Raw genomic sequence first — 17,602 nt, forward strand, 5'->3', positions numbered from 1 at the left:
CAGCGCGTCTCGAAGGATGATCCAGCTTGTGCGGGAGCCTCCTGGAACATCCTTCGAGACGCCGCTGCGCGGCTCCTCAGGATGAGGGCTGTGGGTTGATCGACAGACCATCATGCCGAGTCCGCCACCGCGATCGCATGAAAGAACGACCCCGTGACGTGCCCGCGCCGGCTGCCCGCAGGCGCGGGCGCCGAGCCATGCGGATCGGTGACCAGCGCCAGCGGCGGGTCCTCGCCTTGGGTGACGATCGTCGCGTAGTGGAACTCATGGCCGGTCAGCGCGTCGCCGGCTGCGCCGAGCGGCGCATCGGCCTCCAAAATGGCGCGGCGATAGCCGAGAGTCATCGTCCGCTTCGCGAAGGAGGTCTCGACCGAGAGCAGGCCGGCCATCGCGTGGGGGACGCCGTCCGCATCGATCAGGCTCCGCCCCAGCACCATGTAGCCGCCGCACTCGCCATGCACCGGCCGTGTCTCGGCAAAGGCGCGCAGGCCGCCGAGAAAGCGGCCGGCGCCGGCCAGCCGCCCCGCATGCAACTCCGGATAGCCGCCCGGCAGCCAGCAGGCATCGCAATCCTCGGGCGGCGGCTCGTCCGCCAGGGGCGAGAACGGCACCAGCACGGCGCCGGCCGCCCGCCAGCCCGCCTCGACATGGGGATAGACGAAGCTGAAGGCGGCATCGCGCGCGATCGCGATCCGGCGGCCGGGCGCCGGCAGGCGCAGAATCGTCATCGAAGAAGCCGGCAAACGAGTTGCCTGGGCCACTCCCCTCACCGCGTCGAGATCGACCGCCGCCGCCACCGCATCGGCCAGCGCCTCGAGCCTGGCTTCGAGATCGGCGGTCTCGCCCGCCTGCACCAACCCGAGATGGCGCTCGGGCAGGATCAGGCTTGCCTCGCGCGGCAGCGCGCCGAGCACGGGCAGGCCGATTGTGTCCATCCCCTGCGTCACCAGCCGGCGGTGCCGCTCGCTGGCGACCTTGTTGAGGATGACGCCGGCGATGGTGATGCGCGGATCGTAATGCATGGAGCCGAGCGCGATGGCCGCCGCCGACTGCGCCTGGCCGGAGACGTCGATCACCAGCACGATCGGCCAGCCCAGCAGCGCGGCGATGTCGGCGCTCGCGCCGGTATGTCCCTCCGGCCCCGGCACGGCGTCGAAGAGCCCCATCGACCCCTCGGCGATGACGAGGTTGGCTCCATCAGCCGCATCGCCCGCGATCGCGCGCAGCAGCGCGTCGGGCATGGCGAAGGAATCGAGATTGGCGCTCGGCGCCCCGGTCGCAGCGGCATGGAAGGCCGGGTCGATATAATCAGGCCCGCATTTCAAGCCGCGCACCACCAGTCCGCGCCGCGTCAGCGCCCGCTGCAGGCCGAGGGTGATCGTGGTCTTGCCCGAGCCGGAGCGCGGCGCGGCGATGATCAGGCCGGGCGCTGTCATACCCCGCCCCCCGGCCGGAAGCGGCGGTCGTAGCCGGTGGAATACAGCGCGCTCTCGCCGAAATCCTCGGCCGCCAGCGCTGGGCCGACCAGGATCAGCGCGGTCCGCTCCAGCCCGGACTCGCGCACCTGCGCGGCGATCGTGGAAAGCGTCCCACGCAGCACACGCTCGTCCGGCCAGGAGGCACGGAAGACGATCGCGACCGGGCAGGTCTCCCCGTAGAAGGGCGACAGCTCTGCCACGACCTGCTCGGCGACATGGATCGAGAGATGGATCGCCAGCGTCGCGCCCGAGGCGGCGAAGGTGGCGAGACGCTCGCGCTCCGGCATGGCCGAGGCCCGGCCCGAGGTCCGCGTCAGCACGAGCGATTGCGCCAGCCCCGGCAAGGTCAACTCGCGCTTCAGCGTCGCGGCGGCGGCCGCAAAGGCCGGCACGCCCGGCGTCACGCTGTAGGGGATGGCGAGCGCGTCGAGCCTTCGCATCTGCTCGCCCGTCGCGCTCCAGATCGAGAGATCGCCGGAATGCAGCCGCGCCACATCCTGCCCGGCCTCATGGGCGGCCTGCATCTCGGCGAGGATCGCGTCGAGATCGAGCGGGGCGGTGTCGACGATGCGCGCGCCCGGCGGGCACCAGTCGAGCATCGCCTTGGGGATCAGAGAGCCCGCATAGAGGCAAACCGGGCAGGAGGCGATCAGGTCGCGGCCCCGCAACGTGATGAGGTCGGGCGCGCCGGGCCCGGCGCCGATGAAATGGATGGTCATGCCGCGCGCTTCATGATGATGACCGCGCCAGCGCGCAGGTGACGCGGGCGGTGGCGATGCGCGGCTGCACCAGCGTTCCGCCCGGCCCGGCGGCCGCCAGCGCGGCGGCTTCCGCCACCGAGCCGACGCCGTAGAGCGAGGCGATCCGCGTCGAGCGCGTCGCGCAGCTGGCCTCGAAACCTTTGAGCGCCTCGTCGGGCACGCCGACCACCTCGGCGGCCCGGCTGACGGCGGCGGCCGCGAGCCCGGGTTCGCCGATCCGGCTCGCCAGCGTCGCCAGACGCGGCGTCGCCTCGCCCGACAGGCCGGCGATCGCCAGCGCCTCGTCGAGGCAGGCGAGGATATCGGCCTCGCTGGTGTCGGCGCGCAGGCCCAGCCCGACGACGAGACGGCCGGTCATGGCTTCTCGACCCGCCACTGCGTCACCGGCATCGCCGGCCGCCAGCCATGCTTGCCGCCGACGGGAACGAGCCGGTCGATCGCGATGCGCCTCAGCGAGCCGCCATGCAGCGCATGCAGCGCCGCGAGCTTCGCCTCGCCCTCCAGCGTGACGACATTGGCGACGAGGCGCCCGCCGGGCTTCAGCGCCGCCCAGGCGCCCTCGAACAGCCCCTCGACCGTGAGCCCGCCGCCGATGAAGACGGCATCGGGCGAAGGTTGCCCGGCAAAGCCCTCCGGCGCGGCGCCGGTGACCTTCACCGACAGCCCGCCGAGTTCGAGGCTGTTGCGGGTGATCCGCTCGATGCGCTCCGCCTTGGACTCGAAGGCGATGGCCGCGTTGCGCGGATGGCGCTGGCACCATTCGATGCCGACCGAGCCCGATCCCGCGCCGACATCCCAGAGCAGTTCGCCCGCCCGCGGGGCGAGCGCGGAGATGGTGATGGCGCGGACCTCGGATTTGGTGATCTGCCCGTCATGGGCGAACCACTCCTCGTCCAGGCCGGGCGCCAGCGGCAGCACGCGCGCATCCCGGCCGGCATCGACGGCCACCGCGATCATGTTGAGCGGCACGATGTCGTCGAAGGCAAAGGCATCGGCGCGCGTCTCACGGATGCGCTCCTGCGGCCCGCCGAGCGATTCCAGAACCGTGATGCGGCTCGCCCCCATGCCGCGCGCGGTCATCAGTTCGGCGACCGCCCGCGGCGTCGTCTCGTCCCAGGACAGAGCGAGGATGCGCGCCTGCGGCTGCAGATGCGGCACGATCCGGTAGAGCGTGCGGCCATGCAGCGAGACCAGCGCGCACTCCTCCTGCGGCCAGCGCATCCGGGTGCAGGCCATCGAGAAGGAGGAGGATTGCGGGATGATCCGCATCTCCGCGGCGGGGATGGCCCGGCTCAGGCTGTTGCCGATGCCGTAATGGAACGGGTCGCTGGTCGCCAGCACGCAGACCTTGCGGCCACGCTCGGCCAGGATCTGCGGCAGCGCGTTGCGGAAGGGCTGCGGCCAGGGCCGCAGTTCGCCGGGCACCGAGCCGACCAGCGCGATATGTCGCTCGCCGCCGAAGACGATCTCCGCTTCGGCCAGCGCGGCCTTCGCCTGCTCGCAGAGCCCCGATGGGCCGTCCTCGCCCAGCCCGATCAGGGACAGCCAGGGCGCCTGCGCCTCGCCTGCGCCGCTCGACAGATTCGGGTTTTCAAGCGTAACTGGGGACATGACCGTGCTCATCCTCGGTGGAACCGGCGAAGCGGCGACGCTCGACCAGCATCTGGCCGAGCAGGCGCCCGATATCCGCGCCATCATCTCGCTGGCGGGCCACACCGTCGACCCCCGCCCGGCGAATCTGCCGGTGCGCGTCGGCGGCTTCGGCGGGGTCGAAGGTCTCAGGCAATATCTGCGCGAGGAGGGCATCATTGCCGTCATCGACGCGACGCATCCCTTCGCGGCGATCATGCCCTTCAATGCCGAGCATGCCTGCAAGGCCGAAGGCGTGCCGCTGCTCGCCATCCGCCGCGCGCCCTGGCAGCGGCAAGCCGGCGACGACTGGCGCGACGTTCCCGACATGGAGGCCGCGGCGGCCGCGCTGGGGGAGGCGCCCCGTCGCGTCTTCCTGACCATCGGCCGGCTCGATCTGCCGGTCTTCGCGCAGGCGCCGCAGCATCACTACCTCGTGCGCGCCATTGAGCCGATCGGCGATCGCCTGCCGGTGCCGCATGTCGAGGTCATCCAGCAGCGCGGCCCCTTCCGCGCCGAGGACGAGGAGGTGCTGCTGCGCGAGAAGCGCATCGAGCTGCTCGTCAGCAAGAACTCCGGCGGCGACGCCACGGCGGGCAAGCTCGTTGCGGCGCGCCGGCTCGGCCTGCCGGTGATCATGGTCGCCCGCCCGCCCAAGCCGGATGTCGAGACCGTCGCCCATGTCGATCAGGTCCTGCCTTGGCTGGTGGCGCAGGGGCTCTTTGTCACCGAGCGCGGCGTGTAGACCCAAGGCGCGGCCTCGCCGGGCCGCGTGATCAGCCGCGTGCTCGACGCGCCGATGATCACCAGCGTCGCCATGTCCGCAGTCGCCGCCGTTTCGATCGCGTCTTCCAGCGCCAGGATGCGCAGGGCCTCGTCGGGGCGCCCGACGGCGCGGGCGAAGATCACCGGCGTCTGCGGATCACGATGGCGGGCGGCGAGTTCCAGCGCCGCGCGCAGCTGCCACGGCCGCGCCTTCGAGATCGGGTTGTAGAGGCATGTCACGAGGTCTGCGGCGAGCACCGCTGCGAGCCGCGCGGTCACCACCTCCCAGGGCTTGAGATTGTCCGAGAGCGAGATCGCGCAGAAATCGCCGCCCAGCGGCGCGCCGGCCTTCGCCGCCGCCGCCAGCATCGCGGTGATGCCGGGCTCGATCGCGATCGGCAGGGCAATCCAGGCGGGGTCGCCCGCCTCCAGCGCCTCGAACACGGCCGCCGCCATGGCGAAGACGCCGGGGTCGCCGCCGGAGACGACCGCGACGGACTTCCCCGCCGCCGCCAGCCGTAGCGCATGCGTCGCCCGGTCGACCTCGACGCGGTTGTCGGAGGCATGCTTGGTCTGGCCGTCGCGCGTGGGGATGCGGTCGAGATAGGGCCCGTAGCCGATCAGGTCGGAGGCAGAGTCGATTGCGGCCTGCGCCGCCGGCGTCAGCCACTGCGCCGGGCCGGGCCCGAGGCCGACAATGGTGAGGGAGCCGCTCACAGCCGCCGCCCCTCGCCGGGCACCAGCACCATCGAGAAATAGGGCGCCTCCGCGTCGCCGCGCTCGCTGAGGCGGATGATGGCCTGGCCGGCCATCGTCGCCTGCTCGACATAGATCGCCCGCCCGATCAGCCCGGTGGCCCCGAGCGCGCGACGCACCTTCGGCAGGTTGCGGCCGAGCTTCATGATCACGGCGGCGTCGGTGTCGGCGAGGCGCCGGACCAGCTCGGCCTCGGGCAGCGTGCCGGGCAGCACGGTCAGGATGTCGTCGCCCCAGGTGATCGGCGCGTTGGCGCGCGTCCAGGCGCCGGCCATGCCGGTGACGCCGGGCACCACCTCGGTGGGGAAGCGATGCGACAGCCGCCGCCACAGATGCATGAAGGAGCCATAGAAGAACGGGTCGCCGTCGCAGAGCACCGCGACGCTGCGCCCGGCCTCCATCTCGGCGGCGAGCAGGGCGGCGGAGTCGTCGTAGAACTGCGTGATCGGGCCGCTATAGCCCTCGTCCTCGACCGGGACCTCGATCGTCACGGGAAAAGCGAGTTCGATCTCGCGGGCGGCATCTTGCCCGACGACCGCATCGGCCGTGATGCGGGCATGGCCGCGCCGGCCGCGCTTGCAGAAATGCACCAGCCGGTCGGCACTCAGGATGATGTCGCGGGCCCGCACGGTCATGTAGTCCGGGTCGCCGGGGCCCAGGCCGACGCCGAACAGCAGTGTCTGTCCCAAAGGCTTCCTGGCCGGCTCGAAGCTCACCGGCTCACTCCTTCTCTTGCGCCAGCGCGTTGACGGCGGCTGCCGCCATCGCCGAGCCGCCGCGCCGCCCATGCACGACGAGGAAGGGCACGCGCCCGTCCTGCGCCAGCGCCTGCTTCGATTCCGCCGCGCCGACGAAGCCGACGGGGATGCCGATCACGGCAGCCGGCTTCGGCGCCCCGGCGTCGAGCATCTCCAAAAGCCGGAACAGCGAGGTCGGTGCATTGCCGATGACGACGAGCGCGCCCGCGAGATGCGGCCGCCACAGCTCCATCGCCGCGGCCGAGCGTGTCGTCCCCATCTCGGCGGCCAGCGGCGCGGTGCGCGGATCGTCGAGCGTGCAGATCACCGGGTTGCGCGCCGGCAGGCGGGATGGCGTCACGCCGTTCGCTACCATCTTGGCGTCGCAGAGGATCGGCGCGCCGGCCTTCAGCGCGGCCTCGGCAGCGCCCGCGAAATCGGGCGACATCTCCACATCATCGGGCAGATCGGTCATGCCGCAGGCATGGATCATCCGCACCACGACATGGGCGGCGCGGCCGGCAAAGCGCGAGAGATCGGCTTCGGCCCGGATGATCGCGAAGGAGCGCTCATAGATCGCCCCACCATCGCGGATATAGTCGTAGCCCGTCGTCACTTGGTCGGTCCTGAAAGCCGGCCCGCCGCGCGCAGGCGGGCATGAAGGTCCTGTCCGGGCTGCAATCGCGTCAGCAGGGCGGAAAGGTCAAGGGTGGCGACGGCGCTGTCCCGGGCGCCGCCGCCGATGACGATGCGGTAGCGCCCGCTTTCTCCGACCAGCGTGAGGTCGGAGGCGCCGGGCCGCGCGCAGGATTTGACGCAGCCCGAAACATGCAGGCTCAGCCCCGCGGCGAGGTCAGGCGCCAGCACTTGCGCGAGGCGCGCTGCATCCGCCATCGCCGGAGCCTCCGCCCGGCTGCAGGCGGGTGCGCCGGCGCAGGCCTGAACCGACAGGCGCGGGTCGTCGTCACAAGTGATCAGGCCATCCGCCGCCGCGCCGTCCAGCAGGGCTATCGCGTTGGCCTCGGACAGCCCGCGAAAAGCGAGGCCACGCCAGGGCGAGAGGCGGATCTCCGGGCAGCCGAGCATTTCGGACGCCTGTGCGAGACGGTCGAGCGTCGCGGCCGCCGCGCGACCGAAGGGCAGCCCGACCAGTGCGGCATGGCTCTCACCGAGCGCGAACAGCCCGGCCCGCCGGGACGCGGGGCGCGCTGCCGGCGCCTCGGTGGCGGGGAGGTCCGTGAGCGCTGCCAGTTCGTCGGCTGCGAGATCGCCCATGCGGCGGATGGCATCGGGTGTCTGCGCCCGCTTCGCGGCGAAGCGGGCCAGGACCTGGGCGACGACGGCTCCGGCCTCGCTTTCCGCGAGGGGCCCGAACCAGAGCCGGTCCGCCAGCGCCATCACCACCCGCCCCGGCGCGGTCGCGACGATGCGAAGATCGCCCGCGAAGGCCTCGAGCGACGATTCACCGCCCCCATCGACGACGACGGCGAACTTGGCAGGCAGGCCGCTGACCTCGCGCGCGCGCGCCTCGATCTCGGCCGCGAGGGCGAGCGCGTCGATCCGGTCTCCGAGGCCGTCATTCCGGGGCAGGCCGCAGGCCTGAGCCCGGAACCCATGAACACTGTCTTGGATGCAAGAGGCGCCCAACGGGCCTGCACGTCCTGAGGCTTCGTCGTGTTCATGGATTCCGGGCTCTTCGCTCCGCGAAGCCCCGGAATGACAGCCGAGCTGCGCTAGCGGCGAGACCAGCGTCAGCCTTTGCGGCCCGTCGCCGTCATGCTCGTCGACCAGCCGCTCCGCCAGCAGCGTCGCGACCAGCGCCGGATGGCTGCCCGCCGTCACGCCGCGCAATTGCATGTTGCCGCGCGCCGAAATCTCGATCAGCCCGTTGCCGTGCCGGGCGGCCAGCGCCGCGATGCGCTGCAGTTGCGCCGGGGTCAGCCGCGCGCCCGGCGGATGCAGCCGCACCAGCCAGCCATCGCCGGTTTCCATCGGCTTGAGCGTGCTCGGGCACCAGCCGCGCCGGAGCGTGTCGGGGGAAGGCGCGTTCATTCCGCCGCTTCCCGCGTCGCGGGCATGCCCGCCAGAAACGCCCCCACCGAGTTGCGCCGGCTCGTCCACAGGCCGCGCCGCGCCGCCTCCGCCAGCCGCGCGCGGATCGCCTCCGCGGCCGGAGCATTGGCGGCCTCGATCGCGGACCAGACCGCGGCATCGGCGCACCAGGCCTGGAAGACCGCGTCGAACAGCCCGTCCGCGACGGCATCGGTGCTCGCGGCGAAGACGAAGAGCGTGTCCACCACTTCCGCCAGTTCCGCCGCGCCGCGCCAGCCATGGGCGAGATGGGAGGCGATCCAGCGCGGATGCGTCAGCCGGCCATGGACGATGCGGGCGATGTCCTCCACCACCGTGCGCGCCTTCGGCGTCTCCGGGTTCGAGCTGTCGAGGCTGTAGAGCGAGGGGTTGGCGCCGAGCGACTGTGCCGCGGCCGCGAGCCCGCCGATGACGTCGGCGGCGCTTGATGCTTCCAGAATGTCGCGCCCGGCGGTGTCGCTGACATGCACGAAGGCGTCGGCTGTCCGGATTCGGGCGGAGAAGCTGTCATCGGCATGCCCCGCGCCCTCCGGACCGCCATAGGCGTGGCTGGAGGCGGCGAGATAGGCCGCGCCCAGCTCGTTGCGGCTGGTCCAATGGCCATCGAGCGCACGGTCGGCGACGGCCGCGCCATAACGGCCCGGTGCGGCGCCGAACACCCGCGCCCCGGCCTCGCCGCGACGGCGGGCCGCGGCGGGCTCGTTCCACTCGTCGGGCTCGTCCAGCATCGCGACCGCGCGCGCCGCCGCGTCGAGCAGCGCGACTTGGCTCGGAAACGTGTCGCGGAAGGCGCCCGAGATGCGCACGGTGACGTCGATACGCGGATGGTCGAGCTTCGGCTGCGGCGTGATCGCGAAACCGGTGACGCGCGTCGAGGCATCGTCCCAGAGCGGGGCTGCGCCCATCAGCGCCAGCGCATGGGCGATGTCCTCGCCGCCCGAGCGCAGCGTCGGCGAGGCCCACAGATCCATCACGATCCGGCGCGGCGGCTCGCCCTCATCCTGCAGGTGGCGCGCGATGACGGCCTGCGCCGCCAGCGCGCCGAGCCGTGCGGCCGCTCGGGTCGGGATCGCGCGCGGGTCGAGCGTCGAGAGGTTGCGCCCGGTCGGCAGCACATCCGGCCGGCCGCGATGCGGCGAGCCGGCGGGGCCGGGCGGCACGAAGCGCCCGTCGAGCGCGCGCAGCAGCCCCTCGCGCTCGGCCTGCGCGGACGCGGGATCGAGCGTCGACCGGCCGAAGACGTGTAAGCCATCGCGGAACGGCAGTTCTGCGATGTCGCAGAGATGCGCGTCGAGCCGCGTCAGGGCCTCTGCCATCGGCAGGTCCAGCGTCACGCCGCAGGATTCCGCCAGCCCGCTGGCCTGGGCCCGCGCCCGGATCTCGCTCGCGACGATGTCGGCCCGGCGCGGATCGAGCACCTGCGCCTGGCTGAACTCCTCGACGAGGTCGCGCAGCAGCGCCGTCTCGCCGCCAGCCCCGATCTCCGCCAGCGGCGGCGGCAGATGGCCGAGCGTCACCGCCGAGAGCCGGCGCTTGGCCGGCGCGGCCTCGCCGGGGTCGTCGACCACATAAGGATAGACCACCGGCAGCCCCTGCGTGACCAGCCGCGGCCAGCAGCAGGCCGACAGCGCCACCGCCTTGCCCGGCAGCCATTCGGTCGTACCATGGGTGCCCAGATGGATCAGCGCGTCGATGCCGGCCGTCTCGTGCAGGGCGCGGTAGAAGGCGAGATAGCCATGGGAGGGCGGTGCATCGGGGTCGTGATAGCGCGCCTTCCGGTCCGGCGTCGCATCGCGCGGCGGCTGCAGCGCGATGGTGAGGGCACCGTCAGCGACGGCGCGGAAGCGGAAGGCGCCGCCGCTGATGGCCGGATCGGCCTCGGGCGCGCCATGGGCGGCGAGCAGCGTCTCGCGGGCGTCGGTGGGGATGGTGGCGAGCCAGGCGCGATAGGCGTCGAGCGGGAGGGCGAGGTCGGCGGGGTCGGTGGTGAGGGCGGCCATGAGGGTTTGGCCGTCATTGCGAGCGCAGCGAAGCAATCCAGAACCGTCTCGCTCGACGTCCCACTGGATTGCTTCGCTGCGCTCGCAATGACGGAAAGGGATGTCGTACCCCGCCTCCGCCAGCAGCACCCGGATCGCGCTAACGCTCGCCGGCGTGTCGAGCCCGACGGCGAAACCCGCCCGCCCGCCGCGCGCGGGATAATCCGACATCACCAGCGCCAGCCGGCGCGCGGCAACCGGCTTGGCGGACAGAGCGATCCAGCCGGCGACGAGATCGGCGAGCGCGGCGACGCCATCCGCGTCGGGCACCAGCCGGCGCGTCGCCAACCCCGTCGCGGGGTCGGTGGTCTCGGCCTTGAAGGCGACCGGAATGGTGCCCAGCCGCCCGTCGAATTCCGGCAGCGCCACCTGCATGGCGAGGTCGGCTGCCGAGAGGCCCCGCGCCGAGGCCGCCCAGGCGTCGCGGGCACTGCCGACCGGCATCGCCTGAAACACCGGACAATCGGCGCCGTCGAGCACGAAATCGGCGCCCTCGCGGGCGGAGAAGGCGGTGGTGGTGACGATCGCCGCCGGCTGCCGCGTCGCGATCAACGCTGCGAGTTCGGCGGTCACCGTAGGGTCCTTCAGGCTGGTCAGGGCCAGGATCAGCGGGGCCTGTCCGCGCGCGGTCAGCGCCGCGGCGAGCGCTTCGCCGGTGGCGGTGTCGCCGGCGCTGACCGCCGAGCGATAGACCAGGATCGGCACGAAGGGTCGGTCGGGCAGCGCTGCGAGCGCCTCGCGCCAGGGCCTCGGCGCGGCGTAGGCGCCCAGCGCGAAGAGAGACGGGAGAGGCAGGGGCGCGAAATTAGACGACGGCCGGTCGCGACCGAGGTAACCCGCTGCCATCGCCAGCAGGCGCCGCATGTTTTCCGCGCCGCCGCCGGCATGGAAATAGGACAGGATTGCGCGCGCGCAGCCCGGCGGCACGGTGCCGTACTCGGCGAGCCGCGCGTCGTCGCGGTCGTCGCCGGGCAGCACCGCCAGCGCGATGCCCCTGGCGCGGCAGGTCTCGCTGAGCTGTTCGATGCCGTAGCGCCAGTAGTCCAGCCCGCCGAGGCACCGCACCAGCACAAAACGGGTCTTCGCCACCGTCTTCTCGATCAGGAGGTCGACCGAAAGCGGATGCCGCAGCCGCCGCAGCGAGGCGAGGCGGACGGTGAGATCACAGTCACTGGCCGCCGCCGAAATGGCGGAGAGATCGCTGTCGGCGAAGGACAGGACGAGGACATCTCCCGGAGGCAGGCTGAGATCGACGGCGTCTTCGCCGTCGTCGAGCCTGATCTCGCTGGTCGGGAGCAGATGCATGCCTGGCTTTCGAAAAGGGCCGCCGCTCAGGCGCCGGCGAGCGCAGCCTCCACCGCCTTCACGTCGAAGCCCTTGAGCCCAATCACGGTCAGCCGGCCCTGGCGAGCCTCCTGCGCGCCCCAGGCCCGGTCGAAATGATGGCTGACACGCCGGCCGACGCCCTGCACGACGAGCCGCATCGGCTTGCCCGGCACGGCGGCGAAGCCCTTCAGCCGCAGCACGCCCTGCGCCTCGGCGGCCTTGCCGACCCGCGCCGCCAGCGCGTCCGGTGCGAGGCCGTCCGGCAGCGCCAGCGCGACCGAATCGAAATCGTCATGCTCGTGATCCTCGCCATCGCCGTGATGCGACGGACGCGAGGCGAGATCGGCCTCCGCCGCGGCGCTGAGGCCGAGGATCAGCGCGGGCTCGATCGTACCCCGGCTGGTCTCGACGATCTTGATCGCCTTGGGCAGATGCGCGGCGATCTCGCTTTTCACCCGCTCGCGCGTCGCCGCGTCGATCAGGTCGCTCTTGTTCAGCAGGATCAGGTCGGCGCAGAGGATCTGGTCCTCGAAGACCTCCTCCAGCGGGTTGTCGTGCTCGACGGAGGCGTCCTGCGCGCGTTGCGCCGCGAGCGCCTCGGGGTCGTCGGCGAACTGCCCTTCGGCGACCGCCGGCCCATCCACCACTGCGATGACGCCGTCGACGGTGACGCGGGCGCGGATCGCCGGCCAGTTGAAGGCCTGGACCAGCGGCTTGGGCAAAGCCAGCCCCGAGGTCTCGATCAGGATATGCTGCGGCGGGTCGGCCCGGTTCAGCAGCTTTTCCAGCGCCGGCACGAAATCATCCGCCACCGTGCAGCAGATGCAGCCGTTCGGCAGCTCGACGACGTCCTCCTCGGTGCAGCCGGAAATGCCGCAGCCCTTGAGGAATTCGCCATCGAAGCCGAGATCGCCGAATTCGTTGACGAGGACCGCGAGCTTCTTGCCCTCGGCGTTTTCGAGCAGATGGCGCACCAGCGTCGTCTTTCCGGCGCCGAGGAAGCCGGTGATGATGGTGCAGGGGGTCTTTGTGAGAGAAGTCATCGGGAACCCGCGATCGGGAGGGGAGGAAGGCGCGCCACCACGCCCTTGCGGATCGCCTCGGCGCGCTCGCGCCAGGGCACGATGCCGTCCGGGGCTTCGCGGTACTGGCGCGCGAAGGTGAGCAGCGTCTCGACGCCCGTTGCCGGGTCGAGATCGCCATAGACATAGGTCCAGCGGCCCTCGCCGCTGAGCGCCACCGTGCAGGGGCGCTTGCAGACGGAAAGGCACTCGACCGTCTCGACGCTGATCGCCGCATCCCCGGCGGGGTCGAGCGCGTCGCGGAGGCCGGCGGCGAGAACGGCGCCGGGACGCGGCGCGTCGGGGTCGCCCCCGGCGGCGCGGCAGGTCGCGCAGACGAGGATGCGGATCGGCGCCGTGCCCGTTTCCGGGCGCGGCTGCGGCAGTTGCGTGCTCATGATCCGGCCGGAATCAGGCCGTCGCGGGCAGGGCCGCGATCAGGAAGACGAGGCCGACGCAGGCCATGGCGGCGGCCGCCGCGCGCACCGGCAGGGACAGGCGCGTCTCCGGCGAGAACAGCCGACGGACGACAAGGATCGTGCCGACGGTGATGGCGGCCTGGATCGCGACGAGCCCGATCAGATAGGCGCCGACCACGGCGGTCTCGGCACCGATGATCGATTCGGCGAGCGCATGGCCATGGGCGAAGCCGGCGGCGGCGAAGAGCGCGGCGAGGGCCGGCAGCGGCAGCGAGGGCCTGAGCACGCCGATGGCGCCGATCAGCACGAGGCTGCCGGCGACCAGGATCTCGCCGGCCGGCAGGTCGATGCTGTTCATATGGGCGAAGGCGCCCAGCCCCATGCCGACGATCCACAGCACCGGCAGCAGCAGGGCGCCCGACGCGTAGCGCGAGGCGACGAGGCCGACCGCGACCAGCGCGGCGAGATGATCGAGCCCGAGAATGGGGTGGCCGAGGCCGGACAGCAGCCCCTCCGTCAGCGTCGACGGCGTTTGGCCGCCCATCGGATGGTGGGCGAGCGCCGGGCTGCAGAGCAGGGCGGTGAAGGCGAGGGTCAGGCGGTTGCGCAGCGTCATGGTTCCGGTCTCCGTCAGAAGGCGGCCGATCTCGCGACCGGCCTCACGTTCCCAAGGACGGAGCCGCATGACTGTCGCCACGCGAACACAGCCGCCGTCGGAACACCCCGTCCGATGGGCCCATAGGAACACTGTCGACGGCAGGTCTCCTGGCTCGCGGGTCTGGTCATTCCACGCCGCCTTCCCGGGATCGCTCCCAGTGGCCGATGGCGCGGAACTCGCCGCTTACAGTTGCGGGGGCAGCCGCGGCATCGCACCGCGTTCCCTTTTCACCTCCTCGCGGAGGCACCGTCGGCGACGATCATTAGCCATGTGCGAGAGGCTGTGCAATGCAGGGCGTGCTTCGACCGGTCGTCGCGGGTCATCCCGGGCGACCGCAGGGAGACCCGGGATCCATTCCGGAACCTTTCCGACAGAGGCTCAGGCATGGATCCCGGCTCTCCGCTTCGCTTCGGCCGGGATGACGGAGAGGTGCGTTGCGGTGAATTCATCCTCAATCCCCCACCTCACCCTCGTCCTCGGCGGCGCCCGCTCGGGCAAGAGCCGCCATGCCGAAGCGCTGATCGAGGCGCTGCCGCCTCCCTGGGCCTATATCGCCACCGCCCAGGCCTGGGACGACGAGATGAAATCCCGCATCGCCGAGCACCGCGCCCGCCGGCCCGCGGACTGGATCACGCTCGAAGCGCCGCTCGACCTGCCCGGCGCCATCCGCGGCCTGCCCGAGGGGCGCCCCGTGCTGGTCGACTGCCTGACGCTGTGGCTGACCAATCTGATCCTGGCCGAGCACGACACTGCCGCTGCCGGAAGCGCCCTGATCGAGACCTGCGCGCAGGCGACGGCGCCCATCGTCCTCGTCTCCAACGAGGTCGGGCTCGGCATCGTGCCCGACAATGCGCTGGCGCGGCGCTTCCGCGACGAGGCCGGCCGGCTGCACCAGGCGATTGCGGCAAGGGCCGGCCGCGTGGTCTTCATGGTCGCCGGCCTGCCGATGCTGGTGAAGTGAGCGGGCAGGTGAAGTGAGAACGCGATGACGAACGAGACCAACGAGGCCGCTCGCTACAAGGCGAAAATGGCAAAGCGCAAGGCGCTGCAGGACGCCGAGGTCGCCTCCAAGACGATCGAAAAGGGGCTGCTGATCGTCAACACCGGCCCCGGCAAGGGCAAGTCGACGGCCGCCTTCGGGCTGATGCTGCGCGCGCTCGGCCATGGCTGGCGCGTCGGCGTGGTGCAGTTCATCAAGGGCGCCTGGGAGACTGGCGAGCGCCGCGCGCTCGACGCCTTCGGCGAGCAGATCGCCTGGCACACCATGGGCGAAGGCTTCACCTGGGAAACGCAGGACAAGGCCCGCGACATCGCCGCCGCCACCCGCGCCTTCGACAAGGTCAAGGAACTGATGGCCGATGAGAGCATCCGCCTGATCGTGCTCGACGAGCTCAACATCGCGCTGCGCTACGACTATCTGCCGCTGGCCGAAGTCATCGCCACGCTGCAGGCGCGCCGCTCCGATCTCCACATCGTCGTCACCGGCCGCAACGCCAAGCCGGAGCTGATCGAGGCCGCCGACCTCGTGACCGAGATGACGCTGGTGAAGCACCATTTCACCGCGGGCGTGAAGGCGCAGGAGGGGATCGAGTTTTGAAGGGCACAGCCGCTGATCGACCCCGCGCCGTCATCCCGGACAAGCCGCTTCAGCGGCGCCGATCCGGGATCCATGCCTGAACCTTCGAGACCGGGCGTTCCGGAATGGATCCCGGATCTCCGCTCCGCTGCGTCCGGGATGGCCCCGTTCAACTGGCGCGATGAGAACAGCAATGTCAGAAAGATTTGCCAGGTAGGGCTCACACCCGCGACAGCGTAAGCGCGATCAGCGCGCCGCATCCCGCCAGCCCCCACAGCAACCCGCACGCTGTCCGATACAGCCGCAAGCCGCGCCGGATATCCGCCGCCGTCGCCTCGGCCCGGCCATCGCCCATCCAGCCATCCTCGACGACGACGTCGCCATAGATGCGCGGCCCCGCCAGCCTCAGTCCCAGCGCGCCCGCCATCGCCGCTTCCGGCCAGCCGGCATTGGGCGAGCGGTGGCGGCGCGCATCGCGGCGCAGGGCCCGCCAGGCGCCGGCGGCATCGGCATCGCGGTCGAGCGCGGCGGCCGCGACGATCAGCAGCGCCGTCAGCCGCGAGGCCGGCAGGTTGACGAGGTCGTCGAGCCGCGCCGAGGCCCAGCCGAAGGCGAGATGGCGCGGCGTCCTGTGGCCGATCATCGAATCGGCGGTGTTGATCGCCTTGTACAACGCGATACCCGGCAGGCCGGCGACGCCGAGCCAGAAGGCCGGCGCCACGACCCCGTCGGAGAAATTCTCCGACAGGCTCTCGATCGCCGCCCGCGAAACGCCGGCCTCGTCGAGGCTGTCGGGGTTGCGGCCGACGATCATCGACACCGCCTTGCGCCCCTCGGCGAGGCCTCCCGTCTCCAGCCCCTGGGCGACGGCCGCGACGTGTTCGTCAAGGCTGCGCTGTGCCAGCAGCGTCGAGGCGAGCAGCGCCAGCGGCAACAGCCCCGCCGGCCCCAGCAGACGGCAGAGAGCGCTCAGCGCCAGCGCCCCGGCCAGCGTCACCGCGAGCAGGACGAGGAGCGCGGCCACGCCCGCCGCCCTCCGGGCGGCGAAGCCGGCCATCTCCCGGTTCAGCCGGCGGTCGAGCCCGGCGATCAGCGCGCCAATCCAGGTGACGGGATGGCCGATCCGCGCATACAAGCGCTGCGGATAGCCGAACGCGGCCTCGATCGCGAGCGCGGCCAGCAGCAGAAGCAGTGTGTCGGGCCAGAGATCAGACAAAGCCATGGGCGAAACGACGGGGACCGGGGGCATCTGGCATGGCGGCGATCTCGGCCGGGCTCGGGCGCTGTTTCCGGCAGCGCCCGAGCCCTGGATCGATCTCTCCACCGGGATCAACCCGATCCCCTATCCGCTTCCCGCGCTGCCGTTAAGCCTCTGGCAGCGCCTGCCCGCCGCCGATGACGAGGCGGCGCTGCTGGCGGCGGCGCGAAACGCCTATCGCGTGCCGGCCGAGGCCGGGATCGTTGCAGCTCCCGGTACGCAGATCCTGATCGATCTCCTGCCGCGGGTCGTCCCGGATCTCATCAGGGCCGGCCCGGTCGCGGTGCTGGGGCCGACCTATGCCGAGCATGCGCTCGCCTGGCGGAAGATGGGCGCGACTGTCGTGGAGGCTGACACGCTGGCGCAAGCCGCCGATGCGGCGACGGTGGTGGTGGTGAACCCCAACAACCCGGATGGGCGCCTGTTGTCGGTCTCGGAGCTTGCCGCGCTCGCGGCGCGCTGTGCCGCCCGCGGCGGGCTGCTGGTCGTGGACGAGGCCTTCTGCGACTTCACGCCCGAGGCGAGCCTGGTCCCGGCCCTACCGCCCGCGACCCTCGCGCTGCGCTCCTTCGGCAAGACCTATGGCCTGGCCGGCGTCAGGCTCGGCTTCGCCATCGGCGAGGCAAATCTGGTGTCGGCGCTGCGCGACGCGATGGGGCCCTGGGCCGTGGCCGGTCCTGCTCTGGCGATCGGCGTGCAGGCGCTCGCCGATGCCGCGTGGTTGGCGCAGGCCGGCGCCGCGCGCGCCGCCGACGCCGCGAGGCTCGATGCGCTGCTGGCTCCGCGGGGCGAGATCATCGGGGGCACCGCCCTGTTCCGGCTGCTCGCGACGCCCGAGGCGCCGGCGCTCTTCGCCCATCTGGGCGGCCGCGGGCTCTATGTGCGCCGCTTCCAGGCCGATCCGACGAGGCTGCGCTTTGGCCTGCCGGGCGATGCGCCGGGCTGGGCGCGGCTGGAAGCGGCGCTGGCCTGTTTCCCGCATGGCGGCTGAGCGGCGGGCGCTGCGTCTGCGCCGTGGCGGTCAGCCGCCGCGGCAGGCTAAGGTGGC

Annotated in this window: 17 protein-coding genes and 1 riboswitch; of the genes, 4 read left to right on the forward strand and 13 right to left on the reverse strand. The window is 71.9% G+C overall.

All coding sequences use genetic code 11. The features are described 5' to 3' along the window. Positions 1-110: 110 nt before the first annotated feature. Genes ACFPN9_RS23335 through ACFPN9_RS23350 form a run of 4 tightly spaced genes read right to left on the reverse strand, consistent with a single transcriptional unit; the run spans position 111 to position 3,850 of the window. Positions 111-1,436: a cobyrinate a,c-diamide synthase gene (locus ACFPN9_RS23335; protein ID WP_066735454.1), complete on the reverse strand. Its 1,326-nt coding sequence runs from the start codon at positions 1,434-1,436 to the stop codon at positions 111-113. Next, complete coding sequence (cobM, locus tag ACFPN9_RS23340; RefSeq protein WP_066721554.1) at positions 1,433-2,197, reverse strand: precorrin-4 C(11)-methyltransferase; 765 nt, start codon at positions 2,195-2,197, stop codon at positions 1,433-1,435. Before cobM ends, ACFPN9_RS23335 begins: the two co-directional genes overlap by 4 nt. Positions 2,198-2,207: 10 nt before the next feature. Further along, positions 2,208-2,597, reverse strand: coding sequence for a cobalamin biosynthesis protein (locus ACFPN9_RS23345; RefSeq protein ID WP_066721552.1), 390 nt, complete (start codon positions 2,595-2,597; stop codon positions 2,208-2,210). Next, the gene (locus tag ACFPN9_RS23350; RefSeq protein ID WP_066721549.1) at positions 2,594-3,850 is read right to left on the reverse strand and encodes a bifunctional cobalt-precorrin-7 (C(5))-methyltransferase/cobalt-precorrin-6B (C(15))-methyltransferase; all 1,257 of its coding nucleotides are present in this window, start codon (positions 3,848-3,850) and stop codon (positions 2,594-2,596) included. Before ACFPN9_RS23350 ends, ACFPN9_RS23345 begins: the two co-directional genes overlap by 4 nt. On the opposite strand from ACFPN9_RS23350, the gene ACFPN9_RS23355 reads away from it, so the two are divergent. Further along, entirely contained in the window at positions 3,849-4,613 is a 765-nt protein-coding gene (locus tag ACFPN9_RS23355; RefSeq protein WP_066721547.1) for a cobalt-precorrin-6A reductase, read from the forward strand. The genes ACFPN9_RS23350 and ACFPN9_RS23355 overlap by 2 nt on opposite strands. Here the strand turns inward: ACFPN9_RS23355 and cobJ are convergent. Genes cobJ through ACFPN9_RS23395 form a run of 8 tightly spaced genes read right to left on the reverse strand, consistent with a single transcriptional unit; the run spans position 4,556 to position 13,678 of the window. Beyond that, positions 4,556-5,350 carry a precorrin-3B C(17)-methyltransferase gene (cobJ, locus tag ACFPN9_RS23360; protein ID WP_066721545.1) on the reverse strand — a complete coding sequence of 265 codons (795 nt, stop codon included), beginning with the start codon at positions 5,348-5,350 and terminating at the stop codon, positions 4,556-4,558. The two genes, ACFPN9_RS23355 and cobJ, sit on opposite strands and share 58 nt — an antisense overlap. Further along, on the reverse strand, positions 5,347-6,177 hold the full coding sequence (locus tag ACFPN9_RS23365) for a precorrin-2 C(20)-methyltransferase (RefSeq protein ID WP_082735377.1): 831 nt from the start codon (positions 6,175-6,177) through the stop codon (positions 5,347-5,349). Before ACFPN9_RS23365 ends, cobJ begins: the two co-directional genes overlap by 4 nt. Then, the gene (locus ACFPN9_RS23370) at positions 6,110-6,742 is read right to left on the reverse strand and encodes a precorrin-8X methylmutase (protein ID WP_066721541.1); all 633 of its coding nucleotides are present in this window, start codon (positions 6,740-6,742) and stop codon (positions 6,110-6,112) included. The genes ACFPN9_RS23365 and ACFPN9_RS23370 overlap by 68 nt, the downstream gene beginning before the upstream one ends. Beyond that, the gene (locus ACFPN9_RS23375) at positions 6,739-8,178 is read right to left on the reverse strand and encodes a hypothetical protein (RefSeq protein WP_066721538.1); all 1,440 of its coding nucleotides are present in this window, start codon (positions 8,176-8,178) and stop codon (positions 6,739-6,741) included. Before ACFPN9_RS23375 ends, ACFPN9_RS23370 begins: the two co-directional genes overlap by 4 nt. Then, a complete protein-coding gene (gene cobN, locus ACFPN9_RS23380; RefSeq protein ID WP_066721536.1) occupies positions 8,175-11,561 on the reverse strand; it encodes a cobaltochelatase subunit CobN in 3,387 nt (1,128 codons plus the stop codon). Before cobN ends, ACFPN9_RS23375 begins: the two co-directional genes overlap by 4 nt. Positions 11,562-11,587: 26 nt before the next feature. After that, positions 11,588-12,625, reverse strand: a complete 1,038-nt coding sequence (gene cobW / locus ACFPN9_RS23385; protein WP_066721534.1) for a cobalamin biosynthesis protein CobW — start codon at positions 12,623-12,625, stop codon at positions 11,588-11,590. Further along, entirely contained in the window at positions 12,622-13,041 is a 420-nt protein-coding gene (locus tag ACFPN9_RS23390) for a DUF1636 family protein (RefSeq protein ID WP_066721532.1), read from the reverse strand. Before ACFPN9_RS23390 ends, cobW begins: the two co-directional genes overlap by 4 nt. 13 nt (positions 13,042-13,054) lie before the next feature. Further along, positions 13,055-13,678: a HupE/UreJ family protein gene (locus ACFPN9_RS23395; RefSeq protein WP_066735459.1), complete on the reverse strand. Its 624-nt coding sequence runs from the start codon at positions 13,676-13,678 to the stop codon at positions 13,055-13,057. Positions 13,679-13,800: 122 nt separating this feature from the next. After that, a riboswitch (cobalamin riboswitch) is annotated at positions 13,801-13,986 on the reverse strand. Between the two features lie 152 nt (positions 13,987-14,138). Between ACFPN9_RS23395 and cobU the strand changes: the two genes are divergently transcribed. Together cobU and cobO are read left to right on the forward strand one after the other, a co-directional pair. Next, positions 14,139-14,681 (forward strand): bifunctional adenosylcobinamide kinase/adenosylcobinamide-phosphate guanylyltransferase, encoded by a 543-nt coding sequence (gene cobU, locus ACFPN9_RS23400; protein ID WP_377817705.1) that lies wholly within the window; start codon positions 14,139-14,141, stop codon positions 14,679-14,681. Positions 14,682-14,705: 24 nt separating this feature from the next. Then, on the forward strand, positions 14,706-15,317 hold the full coding sequence (gene cobO / locus ACFPN9_RS23405) for a cob(I)yrinic acid a,c-diamide adenosyltransferase (protein ID WP_066721528.1): 612 nt from the start codon (positions 14,706-14,708) through the stop codon (positions 15,315-15,317). Between the two features lie 199 nt (positions 15,318-15,516). Here the strand turns inward: cobO and cbiB are convergent, their stop codons facing one another. Next, positions 15,517-16,518, reverse strand: a complete 1,002-nt coding sequence (gene cbiB, locus ACFPN9_RS23410) for an adenosylcobinamide-phosphate synthase CbiB (RefSeq protein WP_082735379.1) — start codon at positions 16,516-16,518, stop codon at positions 15,517-15,519. Between cbiB and cobD the strand changes: the two genes are divergently transcribed. Beyond that, complete coding sequence (cobD, locus tag ACFPN9_RS23415) at positions 16,517-17,545, forward strand: threonine-phosphate decarboxylase CobD (RefSeq protein WP_066721525.1); 1,029 nt, start codon at positions 16,517-16,519, stop codon at positions 17,543-17,545. The two genes, cbiB and cobD, sit on opposite strands and share 2 nt — an antisense overlap. Positions 17,546-17,602: the final 57 nt, after the last annotated feature.

It is taken from the genome of Allobosea massiliensis (assembly GCF_042655245.1).
GTDB classification, from domain to species: domain Bacteria; phylum Pseudomonadota; class Alphaproteobacteria; order Rhizobiales; family Beijerinckiaceae; genus Allobosea; species Allobosea massiliensis.

Excerpts from the sequence above, each read along its gene's own strand:
- cobM (WP_066721554.1), bottom strand. The coding sequence starts at position 2,197 with ATGACCATCCATTTCATCGGCGCCGGGCCCGGCGCGCCCGACCTCATC.
- ACFPN9_RS23365 (WP_082735377.1), bottom strand. The coding sequence starts at position 6,177 with ATGGGCGGCGCGGCGGCTCGGCGATGGCGGCAGCCGCCGTCAACGCGC.
- ACFPN9_RS23375 (WP_066721538.1), bottom strand. The coding sequence starts at position 8,178 with ATGAACGCGCCTTCCCCCGACACGCTCCGGCGCGGCTGGTGCCCGAGC.
- cbiB (WP_082735379.1), bottom strand. The coding sequence starts at position 16,518 with ATGGCTTTGTCTGATCTCTGGCCCGACACACTGCTTCTGCTGCTGGCC.
- ACFPN9_RS23395 (WP_066735459.1), bottom strand. The coding sequence starts at position 13,678 with ATGACGCTGCGCAACCGCCTGACCCTCGCCTTCACCGCCCTGCTCTGC.
- ACFPN9_RS23335 (WP_066735454.1), bottom strand. The coding sequence starts at position 1,436 with ATGACAGCGCCCGGCCTGATCATCGCCGCGCCGCGCTCCGGCTCGGGC.
- cobU (WP_377817705.1), top strand. The coding sequence starts at position 14,139 with ATGACGGAGAGGTGCGTTGCGGTGAATTCATCCTCAATCCCCCACCTC.
- ACFPN9_RS23390 (WP_066721532.1), bottom strand. The coding sequence starts at position 13,041 with ATGAGCACGCAACTGCCGCAGCCGCGCCCGGAAACGGGCACGGCGCCG.
- cobW (WP_066721534.1), bottom strand. The coding sequence starts at position 12,625 with ATGACTTCTCTCACAAAGACCCCCTGCACCATCATCACCGGCTTCCTC.
- cobN (WP_066721536.1), bottom strand. The coding sequence starts at position 11,561 with ATGCATCTGCTCCCGACCAGCGAGATCAGGCTCGACGACGGCGAAGAC.
- ACFPN9_RS23345 (WP_066721552.1), bottom strand. The coding sequence starts at position 2,597 with ATGACCGGCCGTCTCGTCGTCGGGCTGGGCCTGCGCGCCGACACCAGC.
- ACFPN9_RS23350 (WP_066721549.1), bottom strand. The coding sequence starts at position 3,850 with ATGTCCCCAGTTACGCTTGAAAACCCGAATCTGTCGAGCGGCGCAGGC.
- cobO (WP_066721528.1), top strand. The coding sequence starts at position 14,706 with ATGACGAACGAGACCAACGAGGCCGCTCGCTACAAGGCGAAAATGGCA.
- cobD (WP_066721525.1), top strand. The coding sequence starts at position 16,517 with ATGGGCGAAACGACGGGGACCGGGGGCATCTGGCATGGCGGCGATCTC.
- ACFPN9_RS23355 (WP_066721547.1), top strand. The coding sequence starts at position 3,849 with ATGACCGTGCTCATCCTCGGTGGAACCGGCGAAGCGGCGACGCTCGAC.